This is a genomic window from Sphingobacterium prati, assembly GCF_013167215.1.
Lineage (GTDB): Bacteria > Bacteroidota > Bacteroidia > Sphingobacteriales > Sphingobacteriaceae > Sphingobacterium > Sphingobacterium prati.
This window is the reverse complement of the sequence record NZ_JABJWY010000038.1, coordinates 467589-489110: the sequence shown is the minus strand read 5'-3', so window position 1 is coordinate 489110 and position 21522 is coordinate 467589. Positions and strand designations below refer to the sequence as shown.

Sequence of the window (21522 nt, the reverse complement as noted above, 5' to 3'; positions counted from 1 at the left end):
CAGTAAATGAAAAGATTAATTCAATTATTTCCATTATTTCTATTTTTTTTTACGATTAGCACGGCCTATTCCCAATCAAGTTTAAAAGGGAAAATTTTAGATAAAGCTGACAATAAGCCATTGACCAATGCCTCCGTGATCTTACTAAATAGGGACTCTGTCCTGCGCTATTACAACAGGGCCAACGAAGAAGGAAAGTTTCAGATCAAAAATATAAAACCGGGAAGTTATATCCTTTTAGCTACTTACCCCAAGTTTGAACTTTATAGCGATACCATCGACATCAACGATAAGGATGTTGATCTCAGTGATATCAAAATCAATTCGCAAAAAAATGTACTGGAAGAGGTTATCGTATCCCGCAGGTTACCGATCACAATCAAGGGCGACACGATAGAATATGATGCAGCGAGTTTTGAAACCGAAAAAAACGCCAAACTCGAAGATCTTTTGCGCCGATTGCCTGGTTTCACTGTTTCAGGTGATGGGAATATCTCCGCTCAGGGCAAGGCTGTTCAGAAAGTCTTTATTGATGGTGAAGAGTTTTTCGGTTATGACCCCAAAATTGCCATCCGCAATGTCCGGGCTGATGCCGTAGATAAAGTACAGCTGTATGAGAAAAAATCGGAAGAAGCTGAACTCTCGGGCATAGACGATGGTGTCCGTATTCAGACCGTTAATGTCGTTCTAAAAGAAAAGGCCAGAAAAGGTATTTTCGGAAGTGTAGAGGCCCTGGGAGGAACCAAAGAACTTTATGCCGGAAACTTGTTTGCCGCAAAATTCAACCAAACGGAGCGGATCGGCATAACCGCGAATCATAACAATATGGGCAGTTCCAATGGCCGTGAAGGATCGTTGCGGATGAACAATCAGATCACCGGGGAACCACTGAATACGTCTTTAGGCGCCAACTACGAAAACCAGTTCTTTAAAAAAGCATTAAAAGTTAACGCCAATTACAACTATAACAACAGCAGTAATAAAAATCGTTCAGAAGATTACAACAAAAATATCCTTCCTGACGAATCCGTATTAGAGCGAAAAAGCAAAAGTAACAACAAAAGCAGCGCAAGAAGTAACGGCGTCAGATCCAATCTATCCATGCGGCTGGATTCAACCCAAAATATGGAACTACAGACCAATGGCAATTGGTCAACTAATTTCAACCTGAATCATACTGAAAGTGCGACCAGTGATGGTACAGGAACTGCGGTCAGCTCCTTTAACGAGGATAATGAATCAAATACTTCGAGCAAAAGCAATAATTTCCGACTGAACTACCGGAAGCGGTTAAAAGCAGGGAGCTCGTTAAACCTGATGGTCGGCAATAACTTTAATGAATCCAGTTCGGAGAGCAAAGTAAATTCAAAGACCTATATATTTAAAAGCAATGACAGTACCATTATTGATCAAACCAGAATTGGCGAAAATAAAAGCAACAACTTTTCTTCCTCGCTGAATTTCAACAACCGGATCAATGACGCCATGAATTTAGCGCTGGGCTATAGCTTCAATCACTCCAAGAGCACAAATGAACAGCGCTCAAGAGATAATGCCACGGGTAAAGTGGACACCTTATATTCCAAAGATCAGATCGACAACAATACAAACCAGGGAATCAATGTCCATTTGTCTTATCGAAAGGATAAATTTGAGGTCAATCTCTCCAACCGCACATTCTATAAAAACCAAAAATTAAATGATAGCTTTCGGAATGTGGATCTTTCCCGAAATTTCTGGGATAACAATTTAAATTTTGATGCAAATTATCGGCTTTCAAATAGCAAAAATATCCGACTGGCCTATCAAAGTTCGAATATTATTCCTTCGTTTGATCAATTGCAACCACTACAGCCTCAAACGAATCCATTGTTTCAACAGATCGGTAACCCCAACCTCAAACGTGCTGTTAACAATAACATTTCCGCAAACTATAATGCGTTCAGCCTATTAAAAGGCACCAATATTAACATTAACGGAAACTTCTCTTTTGTCAATAACCCAATTGTTAACAAAATAACAGTGCTCGAAAATTCGGCCCAGATCAGTAGTTATGAAAATTTATCCGGCAAATCGAACTGGAATGGCGGATTGAATATCAATCATATGCAGCCAGTAGCCAACCGTCGGATTAATTTCAATAAGAGCGCAAATGTACGCTACAGCAATAGCTATAGCTTCACAAAATTTGAAAGTGAGCAGTCTCAGGGTGAGTTCCGTCTAAACAATTCGAAAAACACTTCGTTCAACCTCGGCTCAAGTTTGAATGAACAAGACTCAGAAGGCTTTGATTTTGATATCTCCCTGAATGCGGGTATCAACGCACAGCAAAACTCAATCAATACGCAGTATAACTCGACCAACTTTGAAGGCGGTGCTTCAGGATATATTAAATATTTTCTACCGAAGAAATTCAACATCATGACAAACATTTACTATAGTTATACCGGCCCCACCAAGCTCTACAAAAAATCAATTAATCAATTTTATACCAATTTAGAACTGGAGAAAAAGGTGTTAAAAGATGAAAGTCTGACCATCAGCCTAAAGGCTTTTGATCTTTTCAATACATTTAACAACACCCGTCGGAATGGCAGTGACACCAACTATTCGGAGTCTATCCAACAGGTATTAACACAGTATTTTCTAGTCGGTGTCAAATGGGATTTCAATAAATATTTAGGAAAAAGCAATGATTAAAACATATCTGATTCTCACTATACTTTGCCTCATGGGCTTATCTCTTCAGGCACAATATGCCTATTTTGGTAACCGGGGAACCATCAGCTTCGACAAAGTCACTTATACCAAAGCCCGGATGCGGCAAATATCCAATGACATGAGTTCAAAAATGATGGATCGCGGCATGGGTTTTATGGAACATTTGGATAAGATGCCCGACTCACACACAGATAAATTGAATTTATATTTCGATGAGAATGCGACAGTCCTTATGCCGGAGGAAAGCCCGGCTACAGCGAAGTCGAACGAGGGCGGTAAAATGCGGACAGCTACAATGAGCTCAGGTGCTGGAAGAGGCGGTAGAAATCAGGGTGGAAATCGCGGTAGTGGCGGAAACCCACGCGGTATGTTCAGAGGGAGTGCCAGCAAAAACGGCAAAGTACTTTTTCAGGATCTAAAAGCCATGACAGCTGATATCCAATTGGATATCGATGAGAAATATTTGCTCGCCGAAACCTTGGATAGCATCACCTGGCGTTTTACAGAAGAATTTCGTACGATTGCAGGAGTCAATTGCCGAAGGGTAAATGGAGCGACCAAAGACTCGCTGTATTTAATCGCTTATTACACAGAGGAAATACCAGTTTCTGGCGGGCCAGCCTTGAGCCACGGCCTCCCAGGAATGATATTGGGTTTGGTCATCCCCGAGATGCACATCCAATATTGGGCAACTCATATCGCCTACAGCAATCATCTTGTTCCTACAGAATGGCGGGACAAAAAATCAAAGCAGATGAAATTGGAGGAATTTTCAGCGCTATTTGGCAGATATATGCCACGGAATCGCCAAAACGAGTCAGCAAAAAAAAGGATCTTGGAGCAACTTGTCTATTGAAAATGTCAGTTTGGCAGTACCTAAGGACAAATTGATGACAAATAGTGATTTTTTTACAAAACATTCGGATTGGCATAAGGGTTGATAATAGAGTGTTAGAATTTATTAAGTAAAAAATTAAAATACAAGATATGTCTAAAATTATAGGAATTGACTTAGGTACTACAAACTCATGTGTTGCCGTAATGGAAGGTAACGAGCCTGTAGTAATTACGAACAACGAAGGTAAACGTACCACTCCTTCCATTGTAGCTTTTGTAGAAGGTGGCGAACGTAAAGTGGGTGACCCAGCTAAGCGTCAAGCAATTACTAATCCGCATAAAACGATTTATTCTATTAAACGTTTTATGGGGCTTTCATATGATGAGGCCGTAAAAGAAGCTGAACATGTACCTTATAACATCGTTAAGGGTGATAACAATACACCTCGCGTAGAAATTGACGATCGTAAATATACGCCACAGGAGATCTCTGCAATGATTCTTCAAAAAATGAAGAAAACAGCTGAGGATTTCTTAGGCCAAGAAGTAACTGAAGCTGTCATCACGGTGCCTGCATATTTTAACGATGCACAACGTCAAGCAACAAAAGAAGCTGGTGAAATCGCTGGTTTATCTGTTAAACGTATCATCAACGAACCTACAGCCGCAGCTTTAGCTTATGGTTTGGATAAAGCGCACAAAGACATGAAGATCGTTGTGTTTGACTGTGGTGGTGGTACACATGACGTTTCCGTATTGGAATTAGGTGATGGTGTATTCGAAGTTAAATCTACTGATGGTGACACACACTTAGGTGGTGATGACTTCGATAACGTAATCATCAACTGGTTGAATGAAGAATTCAAAAGCGAAAACAATGGCTTTGACTTGAAAAAGGACCCAATGGCATTGCAACGTTTGAAAGAAGCTGCTGAAAAAGCTAAAATTGAATTGTCAAGTGCAACCTCAACAGAGATCAACTTACCATACATCACGGCAGATGCTACTGGTCCAAAACACTTAGTTCGTAGCTTATCACGCGCTAAATTTGAGGCTTTAGCAGCTGACTTGATCAAGAGAACAATTGCTCCTTGTGAATCTGCATTGAAAAATGCTGGTTTCAGCAAATCAGATATCGACGAGATCATCTTAGTAGGTGGTTCTACGCGTATCCCTGCAATCGTTGACGCTGTAAAAGCATTCTTTGGAAAAGAACCTTCTAAAGGTGTTAACCCTGACGAAGTTGTTGCTTTAGGTGCGGCAATCCAAGGCGGTGTATTGACTGGTGAGGTAAAAGATGTCTTATTATTAGATGTAACTCCACTTTCATTGGGTATCGAAACAATGGGTGGTGTCATGACGAAATTGATCGAAGCGAATACAACGATTCCGACTAAAAAATCGGAAACATTCTCTACGGCTTCTGACAACCAACCATCAGTAGAAATCCACATCTTACAAGGTGAACGTCCAATGGCAGCTCAAAACCGTACAATCGGCCGCTTCCATTTGAACGATATTCCACCTGCACCTCGTGGAGTACCTCAAATTGAAGTTACCTTTGACATTGACGCCAACGGTATCATTAAAGTATCAGCAAAAGATAAAGCAACTGGTAAAGAGCAAAACATCCGTATTGAAGCATCTTCAGGTTTGTCTGATGACGAAATCAAACGCATGAAAGAAGAAGCTGAAGCAAATGCTGATGCTGATAAAAAAATGAAAGAAGAAGCTGACAAAGTAAATGCAGCTGATGCCTTAATCTTCTCAACTGAGAAACAATTGAAAGAATATGGCGACAAGATTTCAGCAGATAAGAAAGCTCCTATCGAAGCCGGCTTAACAAAATTAAAAGCGGCTTACGAAGCGAAAAACTTCGCTGATATCGATGCGGCTTCTGAAGAATTGCAAAACGCTTGGAATGCGGCTTCTGAAGAGATGTACGCGGCTTCGCAAGGTGGTGCACAACAACCTCAAGGAGATGCTGGTCAAGCACAAGGTGGAAGTCAAGGTGGTGATGACGTAACTGACGTAGATTACGAAGAAGTGAAATAATCACTCCTCCTTATAAACAAAAAAGCTCGGGGCATATACCCCGAGCTTTTTTGTTTATGGGAACATCTCCGCTAGAAAAGCGAAAGAGCTTTTTATCTATATTGCACAGAATTCAATAAGCCACAGCTATTTGCGATAATGGCTCAATATACCCTTGTCCAATGTTGCCCAAACTCCAGCTGGCATATCTGCCTTCTTCAATGCATTGTTTGTCCAAGTATTACAAGAGTAGAACATGCTATAAGACCCTTTTGCTTCATAAAAGGCATCTGCATCATCGTATTGCGCATCTGTTTCGACCAAGATCGGCTTCCCTTCACGCAGGTCCAAAGAATCATAGATATACTTCACCAGTGCACGATATTGCTCTTCATTTATTTTATATTCAAAACACAAATCGTCTTCTTCAATAGTGTTATAATAGGTCACATGCATAGCAGACTCTCCCAGTCCAAAAGCAGCCACAAAAGCCGTTGATGCCTTGAGGTCTTTCCACTCTGGCGTATCCAAGTAAAAGCCCTTATCGCCCCAACCTATACCCATATAGCGATAATTAGCCTTTTTTCCAACTGTATTAGCATACGGAAAGAGGACAGACCAATCCATCTCTTTCACAACGACCGGCAAAACAATGTCCGTATGTACACCATTGGATTTGACAAAGACTTGTATTGTTCGGTTTTCCGGAGCCTCTTTACGGGATGCGGAGAGTCTTGAAAGACTATATTCCGCAACAATATATAAAATGCAAAAGCTTATAATTCCTAAAATAATATATCCTAACACCTGAAGTATTTTTTTCATTTATATAATTTACTTTTTATCACAGTCGGACATAATGGTTAACTAATTGCTGCTGCCAATGCCTTCATTTCCTAGAACAGTACTGTTTCCATTGCTGTTATTTGTCACAATAAAAAACCTGTATTGTCAAACAATACAGGTTCAATATAAGCTATTTTCGTTAGCTCTTAAAATAACTTTTCAGGATAAATACCATCGACAACCAATTTAGAAATTGATTCCTGAACAATAGGCTTATCTTCTTTATAAGTTACGCCAAACCATTTTGATGAGGTCGGGATTACTTTAAAATCCGCCAATTTATGTTTCACCATATAATCCGGAACAGAAGGAATAAAAAATTCTGCTTTCAAATTTTCTTTATTTTCTTCAACAAAGGCAGGGAACATCGCTTGCGCAACTTCGAATATTTTTGGTGTAAAGCCCCAAAAATTCATCGAAACACGTGTCTGCGGATCTAAATCATATTCAACGCCATTTTCTTCATAAACAATTTTGCGATCATCGCCCTCACCTTTGTAATAGATGTTCGTACGTTCGGTAACACTTTCCATATGTCCAGAAGCACTGACTTCACAGACACCGCGTGATACATAGCCGTAATCAGACATTGTATTACCCACTTGGAAGCCCATCAATGACATCTGCTGGTCTGATACCTCAGTCGTTAAAAACTTTGCCATTTTGTCAAACGAATCTGAACCATAAAAATCGTCCGCATTAATGACACAAAATGGTTCATTTACTTTATCTTTAGCACTCATCACAGCATGTGCTGTCCCCCAAGGTTTCGTTCTTTCAATGACATGATTTACACCAAATTTCGTTAAATCAAAATCTTGAAAAGCGTAGTCTACTTCTATTTTACCTTCCAACTTTTTATCAAAAACTTCTTTCATTTTCTCCAGGAATTCTTCCCGGATAATGAATACAACTTTTCCAAATCCTGCACGAATGGCATCATAGATTGAATAGTCAATAATTGTCTCGCCGTGTGGGCCAAAACCATCTACTTGTTTTAAAGAACCATACCGGCTAGCCATTCCTGCTGCCAAAATCAAAAGGGTTGGTTTACTCATATTTAAATTGCGTTAATAGAACTTTCTTTTCGTCCCCAAACTTAGCTAAATTTGCCCTTAAAAGCAAATTTAGCTAAGTGCTGATCCGTTTCTAAAAATAGCGTATCGGAATGAAAAATATCAATAAATCGTATTATTTCTTTTTTAAAAATGCGTTCAATAATCCTGTTGCCAATTTACCCAAAAGCTTGACTCCTTCCCGTGCAAGTGTCGTGGTCGCGGTGCGCTGCGCGGCCTCCAATGGCGTTTGCCTTCTCGACGTCGGCCTATCGTTTTTCGCGGCTTCCTTCTCCGCCGCAGCACGCTCTTCTTCCTGTTGCACCACCTGCATTTTCTCATCGATCATCTCAGCAGCGGAACGATTTTCCTGTCTTTCCTGATACTTTGCCTTTAGGTCGGACTGATTAATAATCTGATTGACTGTCGCATCGTCTGCTGGCCCCATTATCGCGCGGGCAGGTACAAGATGGGTCGCTACAACCTCAGTAGGAATACCTTTATCATTCAATACAGTAATCAGGGCCTGACCAGTACCCAGTGAAGTTAACACCTGATCAATCTCATAGAAGTCTGATTTTGGATAAGTTCTTACTGTCTTTTTCAAATTTTCGGCATCATTGGGTGTAAAGGCTCGCAATGCATGTTGTACGCGGTTCCCCAATTGCGCTAATACAGATTCAGGAACATCTGTCGGAGATTGTGTACAGAAAAACACACCGATTCCTTTGGAACGAATAAGGCGGATAATCTGATCTACCTGTGTTAGAAAGGCTTTGGAAGCTCCATTAAAAAGAAGATGTGCCTCATCAAAGAAAAAAACCAATTTAGGTTTGTCCAAATCCCCTACTTCGGGCATATTTTTAAACAATTGGGCAAGTAAGCTCAATAAAAATGTAGAATAAAGGACTGGCTGATCTTGTACATCCGAAATGTTCAGTAAACTGATAATGCCTTTGCCGTCGATTTTCTGGAATAGATCGTTGATATCAAACTCCTTCTCACCAAAGATATGGGCTAGCCCCTGTTGTTCCAAAGCGACGATCTTACGTAAGATCGTTCCTGAACTTGCCGAGCTGATCTTACCATAATCATTTTTGATCTCCTCACTTCCAGGACCGTCAGAAAGATAGGTTAATAACTTTTTGGCATCCGCAAAGTCTATCAATGGCATTTGATGATCCTGTGCATACTTAAACATAGCGGCCAAAACACCGGTCTGCGTTTCGTTCAACTCTAAGATTCTCCCCAATAAGACAGGTCCAAAATCGTCTATTGTAATCCGCATTGGAATTCCTTTATTACCCGAAAGCGAATATAATTCGACAGGAAAACTTGCCGGCTCAAAGGGGATCCCAACCGCATTACCACGATCCAATAATGCCTGATTAGTAACACCTGGAACAGCCAGACCAGAAAGATCGCCTTTTACATCCAGCATAAATACGGGTACTGCGGCATCTGATAGTTGCTCGGCAATCAATTGCAGTGTCCGCGTTTTACCTGTTCCCGTCGCACCAGCAATCAATCCATGACGATTCATCATTTTAAGCGCTAGGTTGACTTTCGCCTCCGCTAAAATTTCCCCATTCAATATACCTGCTCCCAAATAGATAAAAGCACCCTTAGGGTTATAAGAAGTTTGAACCTTCTCGATAAATTGTTCTTTGTTTGCCATAGATAAGGCTTAATATTTATAATTCATAAACACTATTTGAAAACTTTCCAAAAAATAATCTTTTCGTCACAATTTCATGCCAAATTTCATTTTTTACGCACTTTTAATTTGAAATTAACATAGAATTGCTATTTTTACAACGTAAACGATAAGATTAAAGGTACTAAAAAATGTTAAATAAGAGATTTAGATTTGTGGCAGCATTCTTATGTGCGATCATCTTTTTCACAAAGATGGCCATCTCTATTTCGCCTATTTTCTCGAATAGTTTAGACCAAAATACTATTCTGCAAATTGTTTTACAAATTGAAATCGAGAACAATAACGGCGCGAGCACTGACACGCTTGAGACTGCCTCAAAATTTTTCAATACAAAGACAAACGAACCCATTGTATTCGAATCCATCATTGTTGAGAACCAAGGAAAACAAAAGAATTATCTAAAAAACGAGAAAAGCATTTTAGCTTTCCATCCTACGGTTCCAACGCCGCCTCCTAACTGTTAATACATACGTCCTCTTGGGATGTACTTCATTATCCCATACTGGAATCCAGTATGCGGCTTCTTATTGATTTTTTCCTGAAAATGCCAATGTGCAGAAGCATCGTGAGCCTTCAAATAAGTACTCATAAGCATTGCTGTAGGCAGATTCAAGAAGATTTATTATACAGATAAACACAAATTTTATGTTTGGAACTCGTACGTCGGCTTTTCTGAAACTTTCGAAAAGAGACTTAAAATATGATTTCCCTGCTAGTGTTGTGGTGTTTTTGGTGGCACTTCCATTATGTTTGGGAATTGCAATGGCCTCAGGTGCGCCATTGTTTGCAGGATTATTGACTGGTGTAATTGGTGGAATCGTTGTTGCTTCAATCAGTAAATCACCACTCAGTGTAAGTGGGCCGGCCGCAGGTCTCACAGTTATTGTTCTAGGCGCCATTCAGAGCCTAGGTGCTTACGAAACGTTTCTTCTTGCGGTTGTCATCGCAGGGGTGGTACAAGTGATTTTAGGCGTTCTCAAGGCGGGCATGATCGGAAATTATTTCCCTTCTGCCGTTATTGTCGGTATGTTGGCCGCTATCGGTATTACCATTATCATGAAACAAATTCCATTGGCTCTTGGACTGGTCGAATCGCACGCCTTTGAACTGGACAATGGCCATGGTATCGGTGCATATTTCGACACACTCGCGTCAGCGATCAACTTTGGTGCATTCATCATCTGTATGCTATCATTAGCGATCCTGATCTTTTGGCCAGCAATCCCTAAATTAAATAAGGTACCAGCGCCATTGGTTGTGGTTATCGTCGGCGTAGCTTTGGCCTACCTATTTAATGGAACTTCATTCCAGCTACTTGACAAACAGTTTGTCCTTGTACCTATTGTAGGATCGTTTGCCGAGTTTACTGGTCTATTTACTTTTCCAGATTTTACACAGATCGTCAATAAAGAGGTATGGATAGTCGCATTTACGATTGCCATTATTGCTAGTCTTGAGACTCTATTGAGTATTGAAGCTGTGGACAAGATAGATCCATATAAACGCAATACGCCAACTAACCGCGAACTGATTGCGCAGGGAATCGGAAATATGACAAGCGGACTTTTGGGTGGTTTACCACTCACCTCAGTTATTGTACGCTCATCAGCAAATGTCAACGCAGGCGGAAAGACAAGGCAATCTGCCATTATGCATGGCATGTGGTTGATCGTTGCCATATTGGCTATCCCTACTTTATTAAATATGATCCCTTTGGCATGCTTGGCAGCAATTCTACTGCATACGGGTTATAAACTAGCTAAACCAGCCTTATTTACATCCATGTATCGTAAAGGATTGGACCAATTTATCCCCTTCTTTGTCACTATTATTGCCGTGGTATTTACAGATCTATTAATGGGTGTTGGGATTGGCATCGTGGTGGCTACATGCTATATTTTACGGGCAAATATGAAAAATGCCTTTAAATATAACATCGAAAAAGATAACGAAGAGGATAAGGCAGTTATCACATTAGCAGAGGAAGTATCATTTCTGAATAAGGTTCCTATCCAACAAAAATTGTATAGTTTACCAAAATCCGTCAGTAAGATCCGTATCGATGGGTCCTTCAGCAAGTTTATCGACAAAGATGTGATTGAAGTCATTAAGGACTTTGAACAAAACGCCAAAAGTAAAGGCAAGGAAATCGAGCTTCTACAAGTCGTATATAAAAAATAAAGTTGTTTTAAGTAAACAATAAATTTAGAAATTTGTAACACAATAAAATTGAAAAAAAGCGCCTTTTGGCGGAAAAAGATATTAAAAAGTATATGGAAAATAAAGATTTAAAAGCAGGATTTGACAATATTATAAAAGGAAACCAAGAGTGGATGGACTTTGTTAAAAATGACACAACAGGCCGCTTTCAACAACTTGCAAAAGGTCAAAATCCCGAAATTCTTTGGATTGGTTGTGCAGACAGCCGTGTACCGGCCAATGAATTGACTGGTACAAAACCTGGGGAGGTCTTTGTACACCGTAACATCGCCAATATGGTTATCCATTCAGACATGAGCCTATTGAGTGTACTGGATTACGCAGTCAATGTATTAAAAGTAAAACAGGTTATCGTAGCCGGACATTATGGCTGTGGTGGTGTGGCAGCATCGTTAAGTCGCAATCAGTATGGTATTATTGATAACTGGCTGGGGCATATCAAGGATGTATACCGATTGCATAGCGACGAGATTGACGGCATTGAAGATGCCGAAAAGAAGACAGACCGTTTAGTTGAACTTAATGTCAAAGAACAAGTCTTTAATCTTTGTTCCACTTCCATAATCCAAAATGCTTGGAAAAATGGTCAGCCACTTGCTGTACATGGTATGGTAATCAATATCGGAACAGGCCAATTAATTGATCAAAATTGTACATTTACAAGCAATGAATCCCTTGGAAAGGTATTCGCTTACAAATAGTAGAATCGGTGAAAGGGACGAAAATTTCGTCCCTTTTTTATTTCAGGTCAGCGCTACCCCTGCTGGCACAATAGGAATGTAAATTCTTCGATCGGTTAGCTACTCATGCTATGCCGAATATCTATCATATCCTACCTAATATCTCGCTTCTAATATTTAACTTTGTACTATGAGTGAAGAAAAATCATTAAATTTTATCGAGGAAATTGTCGAAGAAGATCTTCGTACAGGAAAACATGGCGGACGTGTATTGACACGTTTTCCTCCTGAACCAAATGGTTACCTCCACATTGGTCACGCCAAATCCATCTGTTTGAATTTTGGATTGGCACAGCAGTATAACGGCCAGACTAATCTACGTTTTGATGACACTAATCCTGTCACTGAGGACACCGAGTATGTTGAAAGCATCAAAAAAGATATTCAATGGCTAGGATTCCAGTGGGCGGAAGAATTATATACTTCAGATTATTTTGAAACACTTTACGGCTACGCTGTTGAGCTCATAAAAAAAGGGCTCGCTTACGTGGACGATAGCACCGCCGAAGAAATTGCGGCGGCAAAAGGTACTCCGACAGAACCGGGGATTCCAACGCCTTACCGCGACCGGTCTATAACAGAAAATCTGGACTTATTCGCAGATATGCGGACAGGAAAATATAAAGATGGTGAGAAAGTACTCCGTGCAAAAATAGATTTGGCTAGTCCAAATATGCACCTACGCGATCCATTATTGTACCGCATCAAACATGCCCACCATCATCGGACGGGTAATCAATGGTGCATCTACCCAATGTATGATTTTGCTCATGGTCAATCTGATTCTATTGAGAAAATCACACATTCGATCTGTACACTTGAATTTATTCCACATCGTCCACTTTACGATTGGTGTATTGAAAAGCTGGAAATTTTCCCGTCCAAACAATATGAATTTGCACGCTTAAACATGACATATACGGTTATGAGTAAGCGCAAGTTACTTCAGCTGGTCAATGATAAGTTTGTTGAGAGCTGGGACGACCCTCGTATGCCTACAATCTCAGGTTTGAGAAGGAGGGGATACACTCCGGCGAGTATTCGTAACTTCTGCGATAAGATCGGCGTTCAAAAGCGTGAAAACATGATTGACGTTAGTCTGTTGGAGTTCTGTATCCGAGAGGATCTCAACAAAACTGCCTGGCGTAGAATGGCGGTCCTTGATCCGATCAAATTAGTGATCACAAACTATGCGGAAGGTCAAATTGAAGATCTGGTCGGTGAGAATAATCCCGAAGTTGAAGGCGGAGAAGGTACTCGTATCATCCCTTTTTCCAACGAATTGTGGATTGAACGTGAAGATTTTATGGAAGACGCCCCAAAAAAATTCTTCCGCCTGGGTCCTGGACTCTCAGTCCGCCTAAAACACGCCTATATCGTTACTTGCAACGACTTCATCAAAGATGAAAATGGAAAAATAACAGAAGTGCATTGTACCTATGTTCCTAATTCCAAATCAGGTGAAGATACATCGGGATTAAAAGTAAAAGGAACGATCCATTGGATTTCCGTTCCTCATGCCAAGGAAGCTGAGGTAAGATTATACGATAGACTGTTTAATGATGAAAATCCTGCAGCAGCTGAGAACTTCAAAGAATCGATCAACCCGGCAAGTTTACACGTGATAGAACGAGCCTATATCGAACCTGACTTGGCAAATGCCACTCCTGGTAAAGGATATCAATTTATACGTTTGGGTTATTTTACCTTAGACACACATTCGACTTCAGAACATCTGGTCTTTAACCGTACAGTTACGTTGAAAGATTCATGGGGAAAAGAAGTAAAGAAAAATGGTTAAGGAAACCATCATATAAAAGCAAAAGGTCGGAATAGTTTCTGACCTTTTGCTTTTTATATCGTAAAATAAAGACCCATTTTGGCTTTACCCTCCCTTTATAAACATAGACAAACAACATCGGTTTGTCCACATTCTGGGAAACAGCAAAATAATAAAGGTACATCTTTTCTACCACCCTATAAATCATTTCATTCAATTTTTAACCTGATTATCGTCATTTATCCAAAGCTGTAAAACAAATACTTTTACAGCAAACAAATACCCTTAACGATATGAAAAAGTTATTATTTTTTGCTCTTGCACTTACATTAGGTACCTTAAATTTACAGGCACAAACCAATCCCAACCAACGTTGGCAGGTCCGACTCAGAGGAGTAACCGTAGTACCTACGGAATCGGCCGATATCAGTACCATTGGTGGTGATATTGATATTAATACGAAATTTATTCCGGAACTGGACTTCACTTACTTTTTTACAAAGCATATTGCCGCTGAACTAATCTTAGGAACAACGAAGCACAAGGTGAATACCGTTGGATCCGACTTAAGCGCTATTGGTGGAAACAGCTCAACAAATGTAGATTTGGGCAGTGTATGGCTCCTGCCTCCGACCTTGACAGCACAATATCATTTTCTTCCAGAAGGTAATATCAAACCCTATGTGGGAGCAGGGATAAATTATACAATTTTCTATAGTGTAAATGAAGGTCCTACTGTCAAGAACGTAAAGTATGACAATGCATTTGGGTTTGCGACACAACTTGGTATTGATTTCAAACTGTCAGAAAAATACTTCCTGAATTTAGATGCGAAGTATATCCTCTTAAAGACGGATGTGAATGTGGATGCTTCCAATTTGGCCCCCAACTTATCAATACCGGCAAAAGTTGATATCAACCCCTTTCTTTTGGGGGTCGGGTTCGGCATGAAATTCTAGTTGTTTAGATCCCCCGTACAAAAAGGAGGCAACTTTTGTCACAAAAAAGGTGCCTCTAAGTATTACCCCCAAATTAATATTCACTATATTAACTCACTCCTCTAATAGCAGTTTCATAACACAAATTATTCTATACCATACCATTTCTGGTACTGTTTTCGAAGCCCTTCTAAACGTTCCAGCCGCTTGCCATCATTCGCCGCTAATAAAATAGTTTGGTAACGGTCAACAGAGTCCAGAGCCGTCTGTATATCGTTCCATTCAAAGCTCAGATATTTCTTATCTAGTACCAACTGATGTAAATATTCCATATTTTGAGCAACATAATTCAAATTTCGATCTACGACATCTCCTGCTAGCTGACTTTGCCCAGAGCGATATAGACTGTCAATGACATCCGCATAATTAATTGCATCAGACATTGCATAAACACGATTTGGCAATTGGTCATATGCTTTTCTCGCGACTTCCCCAGCTTGCTTAACTTTTCCATTTTCTAGCAGCAAACGGGCTGTCTTTCCAAAAATATCCCGGGCATACATACTGGAAAAGCGAAACGAGTCGGTATCTAAATAAGTTGCATCCTTGATATTTCCCCAATTATATTTACGCATAATATTATCATATAAGGCCTCAACGTTGACCAAAGCCGCTATCTCCCCAGCCGCTTGTTGTTCATTGGTGGAAGCGACTGGCATCAGCCTTGAAGCGAATCCTTCATTGACAAGATACTTATCCAATCCCAACTTAATATCACTAGGAAGCATATTCGAAAAATAAATGGGTCGATCCCAATGATTGTTTTCAAGAAGAGACAGCAAAGTCAGATCCGCACGTGTCAAATGATCCCCAGGTATTTCCCATTCCATCGTGGGGACAATTGCATGCTGAAAATAAGCCGGTACAGCCTTCTTTTTTAAGATTTCGTCTTTGTCAATGGTCAGTTTGACCTTCTTTGATGGAAAATAATTCTCCAGATTACCCGAGTTCAACTGCACTTTGTAATCTGGGTTATCGGAAGTAACAAACTGCAACAATTGCTGAACATCCACTGCTTCATTCAACTCCCTGTCTATAAATGGAATATAATCACGAATACCCTTTTTTGTTTTTTCGGCAGGGATAACAATCGGTAATCCTGCTGCCTGATAAGTTGGTTTCTTTGCCTGCTGCATATACCAGTCTCCGGTCAAGTAGCTCAATACAACAATCCGCACATCCGGACGGACACCTTCTACCTCCTGCAAATACCATAGTGGGAATGTATCATGATCGCCGTAGGTAAACAAAATGGCATTTGGGGCACAGGTTTCAAGATAATTACGAGCGATATCCCGCGCCAGGGATTTCTCCGAACGATTATGATCATCCCAGTTTTGATGCACCAGAATAATCGGTCCCCCCAACAGTGCGAAAGATAATCCTGTGGCCAAGGCATAACGGGAATGAAAAAAACGTTTAAAAAAACGCACCAATGCAATTGCACCTAGCCCAATCCAGATGGCAAAAGCATAAAACGATCCGGCATACGCATAATCACGTTCACGAGGTTGTAATGGTGTTTGGTTGAGATACACGACAATCGCTACACCCGTGAAAACAAATAACAACGTCAATACTAAGGTGTTTGGCTTACTTTTCTTGTATAACCAAACCGCCCCTGCTATCCCCAGTAATAAGGGCAAGAAAAAGTACGTATTTCGACTAGGATCATTTTTTTGGGAATCCGGAAGCTTATCTTGTCCCCCAAGACGCCAGTTATCCAAGGTTTTCATTCCGGAAATCCAGTTCCCCTCACTATATGTTCCATAACCTTGCTTATCGTTCTGTCTACCTACAAAATTCCACAGGAAGTAACGCGCATACATTTCGCCCAATTGAAAATGAAAGAAAAACTTAAAATTATCGGAAAACTGTGGTCTTTCACCCTCTTTCAACTTGAGATAACTTCTATAATAGGCTTGATGATTTGCATCCTGACTATAAATACGTGGGAAAAATGTTTCACGATCAAACTCATACTTATCAACCTGTGTAAACGAAGTATAATTGGATTCATCTTTCCGGTAACCGGTTTTACTTTCTATGTCCACAGCTTTGGAATCGAAATAAGGTCCTTTCACCAGAGGCTCCCGTGTATATTGTTCCCGTCCTAAATAGCCCAGAAAAGAAAATACATTATCGGGTGAATTATTATTTAAGGATGGATTTGCTTTTCCCCGAATCAATACCATGGTATAAGAGCTATAACCAAACAGAATAAAACAAAACATCAATAAGGCCGTATTTAACGTATACTTTCGGTTTCTATGCGAATAAAAGAGACCATATACGAGGGCAGCACCGACGAGCACGCATAAAAAGAGAATTCCCGAACCAAATCCCAATCCGAGCGAATTCACAAACAACAGATCTATTTTGGAAGCAAAACCCACCAACCATTGGATAACCCCCCAAAGAATCCCTGCCAAGACCAACAAGCCCAATAGAAATGCCGTTAGAATACCTTTTAGATTGATATGCGAAGTCCTTTTAAAATAGACCACCATGCCGATGGCTGGAATCGCTAGAAGATTCAATAGGTGGACACCGATCGAAAGCCCCATGACGAACGCAATAAAAATCAGCCAACGGTCACTCCCTCCCTGATCTGCACGTGCTTCCCACTTAAAAATTGCCCAGAAAACCACAGCCGTACAAAGCGAGGACATGGCATACACTTCGGACTCTACAGCAGAATACCAGAACGTATCACTGAAACTGAAAGCCATTGCCCCCACTGCACCTGCCGTGAACAGCTGTAAGTAGTAAGAAAAAGTAGGTTGCTGTGGCTTTTTTAAAATCTTCTTGGCTATAGCTGTTATTGTCCAAAACAAAAACGTCACAGTCAGACCGCTACAGACTGCCGAACCAATATTCATCCAATAAGCTATCTGACCTGTGTTTCCGAGAGCCAAGTTAGCGAAAACATTCTGGATAAGCAGGAATAAGGGAGCGCCAGGCTGATGGGCAACCTCAAGTTTGTAGGCACAGGCTATAAATTCACCACAGTCCCACCAGCTTACGGTCTTTTCGACAGTTGCGATGTAAACAAGGGTAGCAACGAGCCCACAGGCCAAACCAAATAGGGTATTTAATTTATTGTACGTCATAAGGCCAATTGGTCTATCTTTTAGTACTTTAAATTAAACAGTTATCTCGATTTAAATAGGTTAATTAACACAATTTAACATCATAATTGAACTAAAAATACTTTTTTTAAGCAGTTGCTTCTATATCGAAAAGAGAAATACAGTTTTTTAAAAGGGAAGTAATGTCATCCTACGACCGGCATATACACGACGGGCAACGATTGGATGGACAGGAATTCTTTCACATAGGTATGGCCGTATTACCACTATAGGTTCAAAAGAAGCGAGGGACTCTTCCCTCGCTCTATTTATATTGTTAGGCTAATTTTTCGACGATTTTTTTCGTTGGCCCAGGATTACTCATGGTATAAAAATGTAGTACCGGTGCTCCAAATCTGATTAGCTCCTTACATTGTTGAACAAGCCATTCTTCACCTACTTGCCGCACATCAGCATTGGTTTTACATGCTGCTACAGCGTCACTTAATTCCTCCGGAATATCCAAGTGGAAAATTCTTGGCAATGTGACCAACTGTTTTTTTGTCGTCAATGGCTTGAGACCTGGGATAATAGGGACATGGATTCCACTGTCCCGACATTTGGTCACAAATTCCTTATATTTCTCGACGTTAAAAAACATCTGAGTAACAATAAATTCTGCACCCATATCGACTTTCTGCTTCAGGTATTTGAAGTCGGTATTGAAATTAGGAGATTCAAAATGCTTCTCAGGATATCCGGCAACGCCGATACAAAAGTCGGTTTTTTCAGATGTAATAATATCTTCGTGAAGATACTTCCCCTTATTCATATCAGCAACCTGTTCCAATAAATCTGTTGCAAACGCATGCCCGCCATCAGTTGGGATAAAATCGGCATCTCCTTTGCGCGCATCGCCCCGTAAGACCAATACATTATCGATACCGAGGAAGTTTAAATCAATCAAAGCATTTTCAGTTTCCTCTTTTGTAAAGCCACCACATATCAGATGAGGGACCGCATCCACTTTATATTTATTCATGATAGCAGCACATATCGCCACTGTTCCTGGCCGCTTGCGATAGGATACGCGCTCTAACAGTCCGCTAGCATGTTCTTTATAGATGTAATCTTCACGATGATAGGTTACATCTATAAACGGTGGTTTAAATTCCATCAGTTCATCCATTGTTTTAAAAATACTTTGGATGCCTTGTCCCTTTGCAGGAGGCAATAACTCAAAAGAAAACAATGTTTTTCCTTTAGCATTCTGGATATGGTCGGTAATCTTCATTAAAAAACTGTTTTAAGTTTGGGTTGGCTTACATCGAAACGCACAAATCGAGGATATGTCTATCTGTATGTAACTTATCTTTCCCACATGGAGCAGGGTAGAATTTAGCACCTTGAACAATACAGGTTGCTAAGGCTTCATTGGGTCTAGTCCCTCGGCCTTTCTCTATAAGCGTTGCTAATATCGTTTTAAAAAACCAAACAACAAAAATATTTTTTCGAAAATCTATAAATTATAGCAATAGTTGTCTTTATTCCAGGTTACCATGCCAAATTATACCAAATCCAATAATGAGTTACGAAAATTCTTCATTTCGGTATTGGGCAAATGGGCAAAATTGAAGAGAGAAAAGTCTCCTTTCACTTGCACAAAATCTTTTTACCTGAATAATATCCAAGACGACTTTTCCTATTCTTTATAAAGATCGACCAGCCCTTCGGGTAACGCGACTTCAATAACCTCTTCTTCACCATCAATTCCTAAGATTAAATCATCCGATAATGGAAACATCAACTCTTTGCCGCCCATATCAACTGTAGCCACGAATTGCTGTGGAAATTCTTGTACATCAGTAATTTCCCCTAATTCACCATGATTTTCATCAATCACCAAAAAGCCGACTAAATCTGTATATCTAAAATCATCTGGATCCCGTTCTGGCATCTTATCATTGGCTAGATATACCTTTTTGCGGACAAGTACCTGTGCCTTGTCGATGTGATCGACATCTTCAAATGTCACATAGGCCGTACTATTTTTCTGTAGTTTTATAGCATCGATAAAATAAGGCACAAGTTTTTTGTTGACCTCCAAAAAAACGACATCCATATCCAGGCTTTCGTAATCTTCGAATTCGAAAAACAGCTGCATTTCGCCTTTAAGACCTCTCGTTTTGCTGATATAGCCTATATAAAAACTTTGATCGATAGTCATTTGGTAATATTGAGATATTAGTATTGAGATACTTTTCTTATCAGCTTCCGCTTAATACTCAGCATCTATTTAATTTTCAACTCTTTGCATGAAGGGATGATGGGATGGCCTGCTTCCGATTTTAGCGTAGACCAATCAGCTTCACATTTTAACACATAAATTGTTTTATTAAAAAAAGCCGGCTCAAGATTGAGTCGGCTTTCTCGAATACTTTATGAAAGAATTAACCTTCAGTTTCTTCTGATGCAGGAGCTTCAGTCTCTTCAGCAGCAGGTTCTTCTGCTACAGGAGCATTTTTAGCAGCTACAGCAGCAGCTTTTTCTTCTTTTTTCTTCGCTTCAGCAGCTAAAGCAGCTTTTTTCGCATCAGCTTGAGATTGAGCTAAACCATCTTTTTTACCAGAGATTCTAGCTTCTTGAGCGTCAGTCCAAGCAGTGAATTTAGCTTCAGCAGCAGCTTCGTCAAAAGCACCTTTTTTCACACCACCTTGTAAGTGTTTTTTGTAAAGAACACCTTTGTAAGAAAGGATAGCGCGAGCTGTGTCAGTAGGTTGAGCACCTTTATTCATCCAATCCAAAGCTTTTTCAAAATCCAAAACGATTGTTGCAGGATTTGTGTTTGGGTTGTAAGAACCAATACGTTCGATGAATTTACCATCACGTGGAGCGCGAGAATCCGCTACGACTACGTGGTAAAAAGGACGTCCTTTTTTACCATGTCTTTGCAATCTGATTTTAGTTGCCATTTTTTAATTTTATTTTATGTATTCAACATATCCCCCGAGCTTCATACTAGAGGGGATGCAAAGATAGTTATTTTTTTCTATTCATAAATATAATTTAATAAAACTTCGCTGAAAATGACATCTTTAACTCCTTCAAAATCCCCTTTAACAACGTAATTTATTGCCGTAGGTTTGCCACTAGCGTCCAAGGTAATTTTTACAGCTGTTTTCTTTGCCCAATCTGGCTGTATTTCTTGATTGCTCTTTCCCTGGACCAAATACACTCTTCAGACGATTCTGTTCATCCCAATGATAGCTTAAACGCACAATCTTCTCCCGTTCAATTCCGTTCCTTTTATCCTGGAGCGCAATACGCGAATAATCTACACGCCCATTTACACCGTAATGGAACTGTTGTTCATTCACTTTTGTTATCCGCCCTTGGGCATCATATTCAAGCAGATAACTAGTTTCGGCGCCATTTGAAGCTGATAAGGTTGAAATAATCTTCGGCATTTTTGCCAATTCACATTTTACTTTCTACCTTCA

16 protein-coding genes and 1 riboswitch are annotated in these 21522 nt (G+C 40.1%); of the genes, 8 read left to right on the top strand and 8 right to left on the bottom strand.

All coding sequences use genetic code 11. The annotated features are described in order from the left end of the window. Positions 1-6: 6 nt before the first annotated feature. The 3 genes from HPC41_RS21505 (at position 7) to dnaK (ending at position 5613) form a co-directional block, all read left to right on the top strand. Positions 7-2700, top strand: a complete 2694-nt coding sequence (locus tag HPC41_RS21505) for a TonB-dependent receptor (protein ID WP_172396143.1) — start codon at positions 7-9, stop codon at positions 2698-2700. Between the two features lie 31 nt (positions 2701-2731). Next, the gene (locus tag HPC41_RS21500; protein ID WP_216660847.1) at positions 2732-3577 is read left to right on the top strand and encodes a GLPGLI family protein; all 846 of its coding nucleotides are present in this window, start codon (positions 2732-2734) and stop codon (positions 3575-3577) included. Between the two features lie 131 nt (positions 3578-3708). Beyond that, entirely contained in the window at positions 3709-5613 is a 1905-nt protein-coding gene (gene dnaK, locus HPC41_RS21495) for a molecular chaperone DnaK (RefSeq protein WP_172396141.1), read from the top strand. A 126-nt stretch (positions 5614-5739) separates the two neighbouring features. Here the strand turns inward: dnaK and HPC41_RS21490 are convergent, their stop codons facing one another. The 3 genes from HPC41_RS21490 to HPC41_RS21480 form a co-directional block, all read right to left on the bottom strand. After that, on the bottom strand, positions 5740-6417 hold the full coding sequence (locus HPC41_RS21490; RefSeq protein WP_172396140.1) for a TIGR02117 family protein: 678 nt from the start codon (positions 6415-6417) through the stop codon (positions 5740-5742). A 167-nt stretch (positions 6418-6584) separates the two neighbouring features. Beyond that, a complete protein-coding gene (locus HPC41_RS21485) occupies positions 6585-7496 on the bottom strand; it encodes a sugar phosphate nucleotidyltransferase (RefSeq protein ID WP_172396139.1) in 912 nt (303 codons plus the stop codon). 133 nt (positions 7497-7629) lie between these two features. After that, positions 7630-9171: a helicase HerA-like domain-containing protein gene (locus HPC41_RS21480; protein ID WP_172396138.1), complete on the bottom strand. Its 1542-nt coding sequence runs from the start codon at positions 9169-9171 to the stop codon at positions 7630-7632. 170 nt (positions 9172-9341) lie between these two features. On the opposite strand from HPC41_RS21480, the gene HPC41_RS21475 reads away from it, so the two are divergent. The 5 genes from HPC41_RS21475 to HPC41_RS21455 all read left to right on the top strand — a co-directional run bounded on the left by HPC41_RS21475 (position 9342) and on the right by HPC41_RS21455 (position 14912). Then, positions 9342-9677 carry a hypothetical protein gene (locus HPC41_RS21475; RefSeq protein ID WP_246250939.1) on the top strand — a complete coding sequence of 112 codons (336 nt, stop codon included), beginning with the start codon at positions 9342-9344 and terminating at the stop codon, positions 9675-9677. 181 nt (positions 9678-9858) lie between these two features. Continuing rightward, positions 9859-11394, top strand: a complete 1536-nt coding sequence (locus HPC41_RS21470) for a SulP family inorganic anion transporter (protein WP_172396137.1) — start codon at positions 9859-9861, stop codon at positions 11392-11394. A gap of 92 nt (positions 11395-11486) precedes the next feature. Further along, a complete protein-coding gene (locus HPC41_RS21465; protein WP_172396136.1) occupies positions 11487-12134 on the top strand; it encodes a carbonic anhydrase in 648 nt (215 codons plus the stop codon). Positions 12135-12303: 169 nt separating this feature from the next. After that, positions 12304-13974: a glutamine--tRNA ligase/YqeY domain fusion protein gene (locus HPC41_RS21460; RefSeq protein ID WP_172396135.1), complete on the top strand. Its 1671-nt coding sequence runs from the start codon at positions 12304-12306 to the stop codon at positions 13972-13974. Between the two features lie 272 nt (positions 13975-14246). Then, entirely contained in the window at positions 14247-14912 is a 666-nt protein-coding gene (locus tag HPC41_RS21455) for an OmpW/AlkL family protein (RefSeq protein WP_172396134.1), read from the top strand. A 125-nt stretch (positions 14913-15037) separates the two neighbouring features. Here the strand turns inward: HPC41_RS21455 and HPC41_RS21450 are convergent, their stop codons facing one another. The 5 genes from HPC41_RS21450 to HPC41_RS21430 all read right to left on the bottom strand — a co-directional run bounded on the left by HPC41_RS21450 (position 15038) and on the right by HPC41_RS21430 (position 21489). After that, the gene (locus tag HPC41_RS21450) at positions 15038-18064 is read right to left on the bottom strand and encodes a glycosyltransferase family 117 protein (protein WP_172396133.1); all 3027 of its coding nucleotides are present in this window, start codon (positions 18062-18064) and stop codon (positions 15038-15040) included. A 295-nt stretch (positions 18065-18359) separates the two neighbouring features. Then, positions 18360-19316: a methylenetetrahydrofolate reductase gene (locus HPC41_RS21445; protein WP_172396132.1), complete on the bottom strand. Its 957-nt coding sequence runs from the start codon at positions 19314-19316 to the stop codon at positions 18360-18362. A gap of 71 nt (positions 19317-19387) precedes the next feature. Then, a riboswitch (SAM riboswitch) is annotated at positions 19388-19490 on the bottom strand. Between the two features lie 234 nt (positions 19491-19724). Beyond that, positions 19725-20249, bottom strand: coding sequence for a ribosome maturation factor RimM (gene rimM / locus HPC41_RS21440; protein ID WP_172396131.1), 525 nt, complete (start codon positions 20247-20249; stop codon positions 19725-19727). Positions 20250-20472: 223 nt separating this feature from the next. Then, positions 20473-20994: a 30S ribosomal protein S16 gene (locus HPC41_RS21435; RefSeq protein ID WP_172396130.1), complete on the bottom strand. Its 522-nt coding sequence runs from the start codon at positions 20992-20994 to the stop codon at positions 20473-20475. A 177-nt stretch (positions 20995-21171) separates the two neighbouring features. Then, entirely contained in the window at positions 21172-21489 is a 318-nt protein-coding gene (locus tag HPC41_RS21430; RefSeq protein WP_172396129.1) for a hypothetical protein, read from the bottom strand. Positions 21490-21522 lie beyond the last annotated feature (33 nt).